A 13,044-nucleotide genomic window follows, 5' to 3' on the forward strand; every position below is an offset into this window, starting at 1 on the left:
CCATGACGCCGTCCTCCTTGCTGCCGGCCGCCCAAAGGACCCTCAAGACCGCGAAGATCAAGATCACAACGAAATGCAATCGCCACTGCGACTTCTGCATCTTCGCCGAAGGCGGCCAGGGCGAGAACATGCCGCTGAGCACCTTCACCCAGGTCCTCGACCGCCTCGAACAGATCCCCTTCCGGCAGCTGCACATCAACGGTGGCGAGCCCACCGTCCACCGCGACTTCAGCCAGCTCAGCAGCCTTGCGCACGACCGCTTCCCGAACCTGACCATGGTGCTCGGCACCAACGCGATCACCCTGGCCCGCAATGACCGCATCCTCGAGTCGACCCTCGCGCACTACGACCAGGTCCTCATCGGCTGCGACGAAGAACACGACAACTACGACGAAGTCCGTGCCGTCATCCCCGTCCTTCGTGAGGCCGGAACGACCGTCGTCATCAACAGCGTCCTGGAGGCCATCGCACCAGACCGTCTCGCAGACCTGGCTGCGTTGTGCGACGAGCATGGCGCCATCCACGTCACCAACCATGTCCACCACATCGACGTCGGCCAGCCAGCCAACGACCTCGGCGGACTCTGCGACCGCAACGTTGACCAACACCTCATGATCGAAGTCGACGGCGACTGCTACCGATGCTTTAACGCCATGGCCAAGAACGACAGCGAATTCACGGTCTGGGACGACGACTTCGCCGCCAAGGTCTTCGCGCCGCGCCGCAAGCACTACGACTTCTGCCTGAAGTGCCACGAGTACCAGGACTCGGGTCTCCAGATCGTCCCCGCACCCGCCGCCCCCACCCGTACAGCCGCTGTCTGAACCCCCACTCTCCGGGAGCCTCCATGCCCGCTGTACTCGGCCTGAACTTCCACCACGACACCTCCGCCTGCCTCATCGTCGACGGCCGCATCTACGCCGCCGAGGAGGAGAGATGGAGCGGCATCAAGCACAACCGCACCACCCGCAAGGGCATCCTCACCGTCCCCACCAACGCTCTCGACTGGTGCCTGCAAGCCGCCAACATCACCGTCGACGACATCGACCACGTATGGACCCCCGCCATGCGATCCACCCCCCGAAGCGGGTCGTGGGCATCACCTGAGCAGACGGAACTCGCCGGGATGCTGCCCGTGGCACTGGGTAAGCGGCTCAAGCTCATCTCTCACCACACCGCGCACGTTCTCTCCGGCTACCTGCTCTCCGGCGAAGAGCGCGCAGCCGGGCTCGTCATCGACGCAGGTGGCTCCGCCCTCGGCGCGGACGTCGCCGAAGGACGAGAACGCATCACCGGCTACACCCTGACCCCTGACCGCATCGACCGCATCCACCAGGTCACGCCAGCAGTCACCCCAGGTCCCACCGGCCCCGAACGCACCCACCCCTCACTCGGTCACTTCTACCGCAACCTCGCACAGCGGGTAATTCCGCCGGGCAACGAAGCCGAGGGCAGCATGATGGCCCTGGCCGCGTTCGGCGACCCGGATCACTACTACAAGGAACTCCGAGACCTCATCCACCTCGGCGACGACGGGCACGTACACATTGCGGCCCCCTGGGGTTCCTACGACTCCGACACCCCGCTCCGTCTCGACGGCGGCATGCGGACCGCCCGGTCTGCTCACGCGCAGTCGCTGGACGCGCGCGCCGACCTCGCCGCAGCAGCACAGCGAGTCTTCGCCGAAGCAGTCGTTCACGTGGCCCGCCACCTGCGACATCTGACGGCCGCACGCACGCTGGTCTTCTCCGGCGGCTGTGCCCTGAACTCGCACCTCAACGGGACACTCGCCGAACAATCCGGCTTCGAGAACCTGTTCGTCGCCCCGGCACCCCACGACGCCGGCACTGCGGTCGGTGCTGCCCTCTACGCCTGGAACTACGTTCTTGGCCAACCGCTCCTCCCTACACCTGAGGATGCCGACTGGGGCCCGCTCCCCGGCACTCTGCCCGATGGCGTCCTTGCAGGTGGATACCGGAGCATCACCGGCCTCGGCGACCGCCTGATCCCCACGGTCGCCGCACTCCTCGCTGACCACCACATCGTGGGCTGGGCACAGGGCGGAATGGAGTTCGGACCGCGAGCCCTCGGCCACCGGTCGATCCTCGCCCACCCCGGCAAGGAAGCCACGAAGACCCGACTGAACACCCTCAAACAGCGCGCCGACTTCAGGCCCCTGGCACCCCTGACGCTCGCTGAGGAAGCCAACGCCTGGTTCCTCGGACAGGCCGACCCGTTCATGAACCGTGTCGTACGCGTCCGGAACTGCAAGTCGAGCCGCATACCCGCGGTGGTCCACCACGACGGAACCGCCCGGCTGCAGACCGTGAGCCGCGACCACTCCGGAGTCCGCCCGCTCCTGGAGGAATTTCACCAGCTCACCGGCGTGCCCGTGCTCCTCAACACCTCCCTGAACTTCAAGGGAACGCCCATCCTCCGCACCGCCAAGCAAGCCGTCGACGCGGCGGTCGAGCTGGGCCTCGACGCCCTGGCCGTCGGCGACAGGCTGATCCTCGCCCCCCACATACAGGAGTCCACCGTCCTGCCGGCCAACTCTGGAACGGATCGCACATGACCAATACCTCGACCGTGACTCACGAACTCGGCCTCAAGGACTGGGCGGCGCCCGACCGAGAGCGCGGCCGACACGCTATAGCCCTAGCCATAGCGATCTACTCCGGTCACGTACGCGACCAGGGCACCCCCTACATCAATCACCCGGTGCGCGTCGTGACCATCCTGAGGAGCGAACTCGGTGTCGTCGAGCCCGACTTGCTCATCCTCGGCCTCCTGCACGACGCGCTGGAAATCTCCCCATCCGCTGAGCCACTCATCGAATCCGGCCTGGGCAGACCCCTCGCGCAGCATCTGCGCGCCATGACGCCCGACCACCGCCTGGAACAACGCCCTAAGCAGCCACGCGACGCCGACGCCTGGCACACCAAGATCCAAGCCCTCGGCTCAGACGAACTGCTTGTCCGTCTCGCAGACCGCATCGACAACCTCCGCGACCTACGCCACTCCCCGGATCCAGGGCGCCAAGCACGATTCCTCAGCACCCTGACCGGCACGTACCTGCCGCTCGCCGAGAAGCACCGCGACGCGAGCGCACCGCTGCGTGCTGCGCACGAACTACTCACCGCCGAGCACCACGCTCAGGCGGAGGCCGCCACATGAAGCCGGTCATCCACTCCATGGAGCCACAAGGCCGCACCGGAGGCCGTGTCTACCTCCGCATGATCCACGAGACCACCGCCGACCAGATCGACTGGCGTACGGTGCCGGACTTCAAACGCAGCTACACCGTCCGCCCAGGCCGGAAGGTACGCCACCTTGCCCGCCTCGCGCCCCACATCCGCGACCTCAAGCATGAGCCGGGCACGTTCCTGTGGGACGACCTCAGCATCCTGCTGTTCACCCCGGAAATGCGGGCCCGCACCGTCTTCATCTTCCACCACTACGAACCGCTGCAGTTCGACTCCCGCCCCCTTGAACCGCTGCTGTGGCGCCGACTCTTCGCGGTACTGACTCAATGCCGAGCGGTCGTATGTGTCGCCCCGTCCTGGGCGGCGTTCCTCCGGGCCCGCGGAGTGCACAACGTCCAGGTGATTTACAACGCCTTCGACCTCGCAGAGATCGACAAAGTACACGCCATGGACTCTGCCGAGTGCAAGGCTCAGTTCGATCTCCCGGAAGACGAAATCTCTGTGTACGCGGGCAAAGCGGTGCACTGGAAAGGCACGGACACGGTGGCCGCCGCCATCGAGAACGAGCCCGGACTCCACCTGGTGACCACGGGCAGCAACACCATCGGCTCCCCGGGACACCACTACGACCTGCCTCGCCCGCAGTACCTGCAACTGCTGCGGGCCTGCGACGTCGGAGTCTTCGCTCCCCGTATGAAGGAAGGCTGGAGCCGCTGCGCAGCGGAAGCACTGCTCCTTGGCCTGCCCTGCCTCATCCGGCCGATCGCCGGACTCGGTGATCTCGCGAACCTCACCCAGCAACCGGTACCCGATCTGCGGCAGCTGCCGCAGCAGATTCGGGACCGCGCAGACGCGCCACCAGGCGAGTCGAAGACCGTGTACGAGACACTCGCCCGCTTCGACACGACGTACTTCCGTGACGCCTGGTCCCGCCTCCTCACAGAGGTGGCGGGACCCTGATCACGCTCTGGTCAGACGGCGAGCTTCTCCACAGCGGCGTCGATCCGGGCCAGAGTGCGGTCCTTGCCCAGGACCTCCAACGACTCGAAGAGGGGCAGACCGACCGTGCGGCCGGTGACGGCGACACGGACGGGAGCCTGGGCCTTGCCGAGCTTGAGGCCGTGCTCCTCGCCGGCCGCTAGGACGGCCTCCTTCAAAGCCTCGGGGCTCGACCAGTCAGCCGTCTCCAGCTTGGCGCGAGCTGTAGTCAGCAGGGCTACCGGGTCGCCCTTCATCGCCTTGGTCCAGGACGCCTCATCCTCGACCGGCTCCTTCAGGAACAGGAAGTCGACGTTGGCCGTGATGTCGGAAAGGACGGCCACGCGGGTCTGGGCGTGCGGGGCGATCGCCTTCCAGGCTTCCTCGTCGAAGTCCTCGGGCGCCCAGTTGGCATGCGGTGCACGCAGCCACGGCTCACACGCTTCGATGAACTTCTCCACCGGCAGGGCACGGATGTACTCGCCGTTGAACGCGGACAGCTTCTTGACGTCGAAGAAGGCCGGGGAGGTGTTCACGTCCTCGACGCGGAACTTCTGCTCCAGCTCCTCGTACGGGAGGAGCTCTACGTCGTCGCCGGGGCCCCAGCCGAGCAGCATCAGATAATTGGTCATCGCCTCGGGCAGGTAGCCCTCCGCGAGGTAGTCCTCAAGGGCGACCTTGTCGCGGCGCTTGGACAGCTTCTGCCGCTTCTCGTTCACGATCACCGGCAGGTGCGCCCACACCGGGGGCTTCGCGCCGAGCGCCTCCCACAGCAGCTGCTGCTTCGGTGTATTCGACAGGTGCTCCTCGCCCCGGATGACGAGGGTGATCCCCTCGTCGAGGTCGTCGACGACGTTGGCGATCAAGAAGACAGGGGAGCCGTCTCCGCGGGCGATGACGAAGTCCTCGATCGCCGAATTCGGGAAGGACGGCTCCCCGCGGATCAGGTCCACGACGACCGTCTCGCCCTCGGTGGGCGTGCTGAAGCGCAGCGCCCGGCCCTCCACGTACTCCAGGCCCCGGTCCCGGCAAAAGCCGTCGTAGCCGAGGTGCTGCGAACCGGTCCGCTCCTGCACCTGCTCACGGGTGCAGTCACAGTAGTAGGCGCGGCCCTGCGCATAGAGCTGCTGGGCGGCCTCGCGGTGCCGGTCAGCGTTCTGCGACTGGAAGTAGGGGCCCTCAAAGGCGGGGTCGTCCTTGGAGATCCCGATGGATGCGAGCGCGCTGATGATGCCGTCGATCCACTCGGGCTTGTTGCGGGCCGCGTCGGTGTCCTCGATGCGTAGGACGAACTTGCCCCCCGACTGTCGTGCGACGGCCCAGTTGTAGAGAGCCGACCGGGCCCCGCCAACATGGAACATTCCGGTCGGAGACGGGGCGAAACGTACGCGCGTGGAGGCAGTAGACATGCCGCAAGCCTACCGATTCCCATCGGGTGCTCGTTCGCGCCTTCTCGATCTGTCTCCGTGGAACTACAGACCGCGATCAGTTGCGGGATAGGGGGAGAACCGGACGGCTCGCCGCATGTCGCCGCCGCCTCGCCGCTGAGATCACCGGGCCGATCCTCGCCTGAACGCGCGGATCGCAGACCCTATTGGGACACCCTTCCGCCCTGCGTTCCGTCTCGTTCCCCTTCCGTAGCTGCTCCAGCCGAGCTTGCTTGGCCGAGGCGCATTCGCGGGCGGGCCTCGGGCCGGTGGGCGGGGTGCCCCAAGGAATTGCGCAGCCGTATGCCGTTGAAGCCGAGGGTGCTAGTGATCACCGTCTCCCAGTACGGCCACAAGACATCCATGACCCGCAGCTGGATGCCGGCCTCGGCGTGCAGGGCAAAGAGATCACCGACGGGTTCGGGGGGACCCAGTGGCTCGATGGGCTCCTCCGCGACGTGAGCACGCGGGGTGGGCCCGCCGATGGGGCGAAAGAGCGAGGAGTCGAACCGGTAGGCGTAGAGACGGACGTTTCGAATCTCGTCCAACCAGTCGTACTCGATCGCGTGTACTCGATAGCCCCCGCCTGGGCTGATGATCCGCTCGCGGTCCGCAGGGGACGTGTCGGGCGTCACCCAGGCCATAGCCCGGGGACACTGCTTGGGGAACCAGTAGTCCGGGGCGCGGGCGGCGTCGACCGCCCAGACATAGGCTCCCGAATCCTTCGACGTCGGTGAAACGCGGGGGATGAAGCGGGTGATCGTCGGATCCTCGGAGAAGTGCAGTACTTGCCCAGGATTTGGCCGCATCACAGCATGCTATTTGAGCCGACACGCACGGGAATCGCGTTTCGGGATTCTTCCCACATCCTTATCCGAGGATGCGGGACCCGGCGCAGGCATGCATGCGCCAGAGGTTGGGCCTATTTCCCGGGGAAGAACAGGGGGGAGAGGGCGGCTAGAACGCCCAAACCTGCGGCGACCGCACTGCGGTATACGACGGCGACGGTGATCACGACGGCTGCCATGGTGATGGGCACAGGCAGGTGGAAGGCTGAAGCCACCAATGCGATCACCGCCAGCAGGACCGCCGAGATCGCCAATTGCAGTGCCTCGCCGCGCGGCCGGGAACGTCCAGCCTCCCCGATGTCGCCTTCGTCAAGCAGCATGTCGACACGCCGGTCCACGTACCGTTCGCTGATCGTCAGCGTCAGCTCTCCCAGTCGCTTCGCCGCGGACTTTGGGTCGGTGACGAACTCTCCCCGAGCCTCCCGTAGCGCCGCTACGACGCGAAAGGCGTGGCGGCGTAGCGTGATGCGACGCTGCCAGTCGAAGGAGCGCACGGTACCTCGCGACCAAGCCGCCCCGCGCACGCGGAGTATCGCGAAGCGGAGGCTCGGCCCATGATGGTGGCGCTCGTGAACGGACGGCGCGCGCACGACTTCCGCGCACTCGCCTATCAGGTCGGCCCACCTGTCCACGCGCTCGAACATGAACGCTCGCAGGTTGAAGGTCATTGCCAGGTAGACCATCGTGCGGCGCATAATGAGCAGATAGCTGATTCCCAGCACCCAGTCCCGTGCGAACTGTATCCAGGCCGCCCCACTCGTGACAGATCCAGGCGCTTTGCCTGTTAAGTCATCAACAAGCCACTGCGGAGCGTGCTGCGGTAGTTCGTCTACCAGTAGGTTGTTCATCAACCGATAGAAGAGCAGCCACTGAATCACGGCGACTGGCACCATGACGGCCCACGCCAGCGGAGCCGTCAAATACCGCTCCTTGATGGCGGCGCAGAGCGATTCTGGCACCGGACCGATGCCGAGCACTTCGGTGTTGTCCTTCAGCTTCCGGATAGCCGCGTCGGCTTTCCCCTGTTGTCGGGCATCGAGCTGACTGCGCAGACTCCGGATCATGGTTCCCCTCCCGCTGGCCGAGCCAGTACGGGAGCGTACTGCTGGCCCGCGCGACAACCTCAGCGCCCTTATGAATCGGAAGACCCGTGGGCTCCCTGCTCGTTGCGCAGTGCGCGATGGTAGACGTGCCAAGCCGTGGCCTCGCTGATGCCGAAGGCTGCACCGAGTTGGGCGTACGTCTTTCCTTCCCGCTCGCGCCTTTCCACGAGAGCCGCCTCCTGTTCAACGGTGAGCGCATGCTGCCCGCCTCGCCCTGTGGGGGGCACGGGAGGTGGGTCGGTGATGTGGCGCCATGTGGTTCCGCGCACTGCGGCTCGGACCGTGGCGTAGGCCAGGCCGGACGTGTCGGCGAGTGAACGCAAGGAAGCGCCAGTGGCGTGTGCACGGCGCATGTCGGCAACCACATCGGCGGTCAGCAATACGCCGGGGCGCTGGTGCTCGGGAGATTCCTCTGATGCCCCGTCCCCCTCGACCCAGGTGACACCGCGGACTGCATCGTGCACGGTGTTGTAGGACAGCCCCTCTTCCGACGTGAGGGAGCCAACCGAAGCGCCTAGCTCGTGGTCGTGCCTCAGTCTGCGGACTCGGTCCCGATCCAGAACCGTCGGGCTCGGCTGGTCAGGGTCCGCGGGGGCAGGCCGCGCCAGTGGCGGCGGTTCTGTCAGGTGCTTCCACGTCACCCCGTAGATCGCCTTGGAAAGCGCCCTATTGCTCACGTTGATCTCTCGCGACAGCTGATCAACGGAGACGCCCTTCCGAGCCGCCTGCCGGGCCCGCCTGACTTGCTCTGCGGTGAGTACTCGACGACCACCGAGATGTCCACGGTCGCTCTCGCCAAGACTGGCCCCGCCAGCACCAGTTGACACACTGCCCTCCACTAGACCCGCACCACGCTGACCGGCCCGAGCGCCACGAAGCGTGTTAGCGCCGCCGAACCGGCCGCCAGCGTATGCCTGGAGATGCCGCATTACGGACTCTGCCTTGCTGGTCGTCCGGACAACGGGCTCGCGACGAGTCAGCCGCCTACGAGACGACCTGTCGAGGGCTCACCAAGGACTTCCAGATGCTCGGCGAAGGCGTCCGTGAGGCTGGCCAGCACGGCCTTCCCCTTGGCGGCCGTTGCGTAGGAGGGGTAGCCGATCACGCCAGAGTCGGTATAGGCGCCCATGCCGAGCGTCAGGAGGAACCGCCGTGCTCCACCGTCGTGGTCCGCGTTCTCGTAGCCAGGCCGCACAAGCTCTGGGGCAGCGTGCAGGAGCAGGGAGGTCTCGATCTCACCGGCGTGCATGTCGCCGTGCCGGTCGGATACCAACTCGGCGTGCTTCCTGGCCTGCTCCCAATCGGAGCTGAGGGGGAACAGCGACATGCGAGGCCCGTCGACGTTCGCCTCCTGGACCACGTTGGAGAGTACGTAGTTCCCGCCGTGCCCGTTCACGATCACCAGCTTTTCGATCCCAGAGCGTGCGAGTGACGCTTGGATGTCGTCGATCACCGCGAACAAGGTCTTGGCGCTGATACTGACCGTGCCCGGCCAGGAGCCGTGTTCGTGGCTGCACGACACGGTAATGGGAGGCAGCAGATGCACGGGATAGGTGTTCGCGATCTCTCGGGCGATGATGCAGGCGATCGCCGTGTCCGTGACCAGCGGCAGGTAACGACCGTGCTGTTCGAAGGAGCCGACGGGGAGCACGGCGACCCGGGGCTGCTGCTTCTCGACGTCGGTGCTGGTAGCAGTCGGCAGCAGGTTCACGGTGCTCCTTCGCTCGTATTACACGGCGGCGCCCTTCAAACTGTCGAGCGCCTGGTTCAGCTCGGAGATTTCCACCAGCTTGCGCCACGGCGCAAGACGGGGCTGCAGACGGAACAGCTGATCTCGGATACGAGCTGAACCGGTCTGTTCGGCAATACGGAGCGCCTGTTGGGCTGCGGCGTGTGCGCTCTCCACATTGCCCATGGTGGCGTCTGCTGTCGCCAGCCGTGCTAGGCACAGCCCGCGATCACGCTCTTGTACCGCCGGCCAGTGCTGCAAGCTTTCCGTGAAGGTACCGACTGCGTTCTCTGGTCGCTCCAGTCGGAGATCACAGTTGGCTCCCTCCATTTCGACGTAGGCGACGGAGCAGTACCCGGCCATTGGATCGTCGTCGTCCCCTTGGACCGCGGCCTCCAGAGCTTGATCGATGGCCCGCATGGCCTCGGCATGTTCGCCCAGGCTGGCTTTGCTGTTCGCCAGCTGGCGCAGGACAACCGCACGAACGCGAGGGGAGAGATCCGGTGCATACCGTAGGGCCGCGCTGGCAAGTCCAGCCCCGTGCCCGGCATACCCGGCCTCCGTGGCGATGTTGCTTCGCCGCTGAAAGATGTACGCCATGAGCGACGAGTCGTTCAGCTCCTGGGCATAGTCCATGGCCTGGCTCGTCCACTTCATGGCCTCATCAGAGTTGCCCACGTCCTGGTACAGCCAGCCCAGGAACTCGGTGTACCGGGCGCCGAGACGCAGCACGCGTTCCCGCAGGGGCCCGTACGCCTCCAAGCACATCTGCTCAATCAGAGGCACCTGAGCCTCGACAGGGGCGACGAGAAACAGCGGACCGACCAACGGCTCGGCCTGCGCGTGCTGATCAAGCACCGACGTCAGGTACTTGAGCATCTCCGGGTTCACCGGCACAGGCAGTTTGCTGCGCAACAGAGTCGAAGGCGGAGCGGCCTGAAGCTCCGGCACCTTCTCCGAGATCGGTAAGCCGAGCTCCTCGTCCGTGGCCCGGTACACCTCGCGGAACAAAGGCCGATGGTCCGGGCTGACCGGACGGCGCCCGTTCTCGTACATCGAGATGAGGGTCTTCCAACTGGACGGTGACGGCGATGCCACGCCTAGCCGATCCGCAGCAGCGACCAACGCGTCGATCAGCTCAGCTTGTGTCCAGTCAGCACGCAGTCGGGCCGCCTGCAGCTTGCTCTTCGCCCCCATCGGCCCCTCCGCGATCCCAACTCACATGGAGCCCATCATGACGTTAACCCCAGGCTGACGTGGGGGGTTAACAGTTAACGAGGCCGGTTGTTAACCCTGTCCACTGTCAATCGCTCGCGGCCACGGCTTACTGGTACCTGCGCCGACGTGGCGCTCTTCAGGTTGAAGGCTCGTTCCGTGGAGGAGTGGATGACCGTGCCGGCGATGCAAGCCGCCGAGGTACCTGTGGTCGCGCAGGGAGAACGCCGGTGCATCCGCTGTTCCTGTCGGCTGAGCAGGTACAACCCCGCTGACCTGTGCTGTGGATGCGGCCGTGGAAGGGAGGTTGAACAGCCGAGGGTTCCCTTCGTCCCACCGCACGTATGGCAGCACAGGGACGTGAAGACGGCCCTGATCCAACGGGACTTCGGCACCCTATGCCGCCTCATCCGAGAACTCGGCGAGCTCCGGCAGGAGGACATGGCCACCCTCACCGAGCTCAGCCAATCCTTCCTGTCCCTACTCGAATCGGGCAGACGTCGCCTCACCAACATTGACCGAATCATTGCGCTGCTCGATGGTCTGGAAGCACCCATCGAAGTAACCGGACCGATGCTGCGCCCCCATCCCGACGAAGCCCCGCCGACAAGCTGTTCCACAGGACTGTCAAGCATTTCCTCTTGAGTGCGGGCCAGGATCCAAGACCGATGGCGATGGCTGCCGGACGTTAAGGCGCCAAGGCTGGCGAACCGAGACTGACCGCTGGCCGAGTTGCTGTACGACGCCGCCACGTTGGCAACCGGCCCACAAGCGCCTGCCGCGCCGATTCAGCACGGCGTCAACCATGCCAACCAGATCCTCCCCGTGTCCCGCCAGGTCAGCACGGACGGTTGTGCTCAGCTTCCTGCTGAAGCCTGGCTCGACCGCCTCGACGTGATGAGCCAGCCACTTCCCGCCGCCGAGCCACGCGCCGTTCACCACCAAGACCAACTCGGCTGCACGCCGAACCAGTTCGGTCACGATGAACACTCGTTCCCCGGCGTCGTCACATCCCGCTAGGTCATCCAAGAGATCGGTGATGCCGTAACGCCGGTCCCCTAACTCGCCTGCTGTCGCTTTTGGAACTCCTGCTGCCACGAGTCTTTGGGCCTCGCTGGCGATCTTCTTCTCTCCGACACCGTCACGATCGAGGAGCAGTACGCCTTCCGCGCACATCCACAGCAGAGGCGAACGCCTCTGGCTGATCTCACGCTCGATGAAGGCCTGCCAGGACACCTCAGTGTGCAACAAGGAGCTCCACAGGCCAGGGGCTGTACAGGAGGCTCTCCCGGTACGGGGCCGTAGGCCCGGGGAGTAGAACGACAATGTCCAGGTCGGACATGGCGTGCACCGCTTCGGGGTGGTGCTGCCTCCAAGAAGGCAGCCCGAGCGGCAGGAAACTTCTCATCGACAACAGCACACGCAACGGCAAGCGGGCTCATGCAGCAACTATCCAGAATCACGCTGCACACCCACATCCGGGTTTCCTCAGTCCGACGGCACCAGCTCCGTCTGCCGGGACCGCCACGTTGCGTGACTCTCGGAGAATACCCACCCCCTGTGGGCAGGAGGCAGTGCACAGGGCTGCCCGTAATGTCTTGTGACCGTTGCCGATCACGTTCTGGGGGGGGCAGGACACTACGTGGGCGAGCTAGGCGGCCCTTCAGCGATGATCAGCCGCTACGACCACTGCTATCTCCACGAAGAAGAAGCGACCTTCGGCCGCCGCCTGCTGAACAGCCTCGTACCACTCCTCGACCTCAACTGCGTCCACCCGTCCGGATCCCCGGAGAGCAGTCGCCCGTAACGCACACCCGGACATCACCGATGCAGCGCCCTGCGTGACCGGCGAGCTCAGCCGCAGATGCGGAGAGCAGGTGGTTAGGCTGATGCGCAGAAGCTGCTTCGTAGGGGAACATCCCCGCGTGCACGGGGAGGGGGCTCCGATGCCGCTCGTTGCGGCTCCTGCCGAGGGTTCATCCCCCGCGGGTGCAGGGAGCAGGACCAAGTGGCCATCAGCCCGGCGGAGACGACGGGTCCATCCCCATGGGCGCGGGGAGCAGAGGACGGGGCGGACGCGGTCGGCGATCTCGCGGAGTCCAGCCCCGCAGGCGCGGGGAGCGGACGTCGAGGGCCTCTTCCTCCTGCGATTGGAGGGGGCCATCCTCGCGGGTGCGGGGAGTAAAAGGCGGAGGTCTCCGAAGCCGAGTCTCCCAAGGGTCCATCCCCGCGTGCGCGAGGAGCAGAGCCCCGGAAACGAGGCGGCCCCCGGCCAGGTTGGGCCATCCCCGCGGACACGGGGATCAGGAGGACACCGGTACCGGCGGTATCGGCCCGCTGGGACATCCCCGCGGGTGCAGGGAGCACCTCTCCAGGTACCGACGCGGCCGAAGGTCGTGGGGAACATCCGCGCGGGTGCGGGGAGCACGGCGGGTCCGGCTCGGGGATCTCGCAGACAGGGGGAACGAGCACAGGCGGAGCGCGTACTCGGCGCGGGTGATGTCGGGAACATCCCCGCAAGCGCGGGGAGCTCGGCGC

General features: G+C 65.9%; 12 protein-coding genes. 7 read left to right on the top strand and 5 right to left on the bottom strand.

Annotated features, from left to right (window positions below):
- Positions 1-2 precede the first annotated feature (2 nt).
- The 4 genes from AB0B50_RS04010 to AB0B50_RS04025 are packed head-to-tail and all read left to right on the top strand — an operon-like array spanning position 3 to position 4,166.
- Positions 3-824 carry a radical SAM protein gene (locus tag AB0B50_RS04010; RefSeq protein WP_362325199.1) on the top strand — a complete coding sequence of 274 codons (822 nt, stop codon included), beginning with the start codon at positions 3-5 and terminating at the stop codon, positions 822-824.
- A gap of 23 nt (positions 825-847) precedes the next feature.
- Complete coding sequence (locus AB0B50_RS04015) at positions 848-2,575, top strand: carbamoyltransferase C-terminal domain-containing protein (RefSeq protein ID WP_362325202.1); 1,728 nt, start codon at positions 848-850, stop codon at positions 2,573-2,575.
- Entirely contained in the window at positions 2,572-3,177 is a 606-nt protein-coding gene (locus AB0B50_RS04020) for an HD domain-containing protein (RefSeq protein ID WP_362325205.1), read from the top strand. The genes AB0B50_RS04015 and AB0B50_RS04020 overlap by 4 nt, the downstream gene beginning before the upstream one ends.
- Positions 3,174-4,166: a glycosyltransferase gene (locus tag AB0B50_RS04025; protein WP_362325209.1), complete on the top strand. Its 993-nt coding sequence runs from the start codon at positions 3,174-3,176 to the stop codon at positions 4,164-4,166. Before AB0B50_RS04020 ends, AB0B50_RS04025 begins: the two co-directional genes overlap by 4 nt.
- 11 nt (positions 4,167-4,177) lie before the next feature.
- On the opposite strand, the gene gltX is transcribed toward AB0B50_RS04025, so the two are convergent.
- The 5 genes from gltX to AB0B50_RS04050 all read right to left on the bottom strand — a co-directional run bounded on the left by gltX (position 4,178) and on the right by AB0B50_RS04050 (position 10,488).
- Entirely contained in the window at positions 4,178-5,545 is a 1,368-nt protein-coding gene (gltX, locus tag AB0B50_RS04030) for a glutamate--tRNA ligase (RefSeq protein WP_362326767.1), read from the bottom strand.
- Between the two features lie 230 nt (positions 5,546-5,775).
- Positions 5,776-6,420, bottom strand: coding sequence for a DUF6886 family protein (locus AB0B50_RS04035; RefSeq protein ID WP_362325212.1), 645 nt, complete (start codon positions 6,418-6,420; stop codon positions 5,776-5,778).
- A 113-nt stretch (positions 6,421-6,533) separates the two neighbouring features.
- Positions 6,534-7,523: a hypothetical protein gene (locus tag AB0B50_RS04040; RefSeq protein WP_362325215.1), complete on the bottom strand. Its 990-nt coding sequence runs from the start codon at positions 7,521-7,523 to the stop codon at positions 6,534-6,536.
- A 1,015-nt stretch (positions 7,524-8,538) separates the two neighbouring features.
- A complete protein-coding gene (locus tag AB0B50_RS04045) occupies positions 8,539-9,273 on the bottom strand; it encodes a creatininase family protein (RefSeq protein ID WP_362325218.1) in 735 nt (244 codons plus the stop codon).
- 18 nt (positions 9,274-9,291) lie between these two features.
- Entirely contained in the window at positions 9,292-10,488 is a 1,197-nt protein-coding gene (locus AB0B50_RS04050; RefSeq protein WP_362325221.1) for a helix-turn-helix transcriptional regulator, read from the bottom strand.
- 378 nt (positions 10,489-10,866) lie between these two features.
- On the opposite strand from AB0B50_RS04050, the gene AB0B50_RS04055 reads away from it, so the two are divergent.
- The 3 genes from AB0B50_RS04055 (at position 10,867) to AB0B50_RS04065 (ending at position 12,313) form a co-directional block, all read left to right on the top strand.
- The gene (locus tag AB0B50_RS04055) at positions 10,867-11,151 is read left to right on the top strand and encodes a helix-turn-helix transcriptional regulator (RefSeq protein WP_362325224.1); all 285 of its coding nucleotides are present in this window, start codon (positions 10,867-10,869) and stop codon (positions 11,149-11,151) included.
- Between the two features lie 87 nt (positions 11,152-11,238).
- Positions 11,239-11,526: a hypothetical protein gene (locus AB0B50_RS04060; protein ID WP_362325227.1), complete on the top strand. Its 288-nt coding sequence runs from the start codon at positions 11,239-11,241 to the stop codon at positions 11,524-11,526.
- Positions 11,527-12,148: 622 nt separating this feature from the next.
- Complete coding sequence (locus AB0B50_RS04065; protein ID WP_362325230.1) at positions 12,149-12,313, top strand: hypothetical protein; 165 nt, start codon at positions 12,149-12,151, stop codon at positions 12,311-12,313.
- The last annotated feature ends 731 nt before the right edge of the window (positions 12,314-13,044 follow it).

Source organism: Streptomyces sp. NPDC041068, from assembly GCF_040647455.1.
GTDB lineage: Bacteria > Actinomycetota > Actinomycetes > Streptomycetales > Streptomycetaceae > Streptomyces.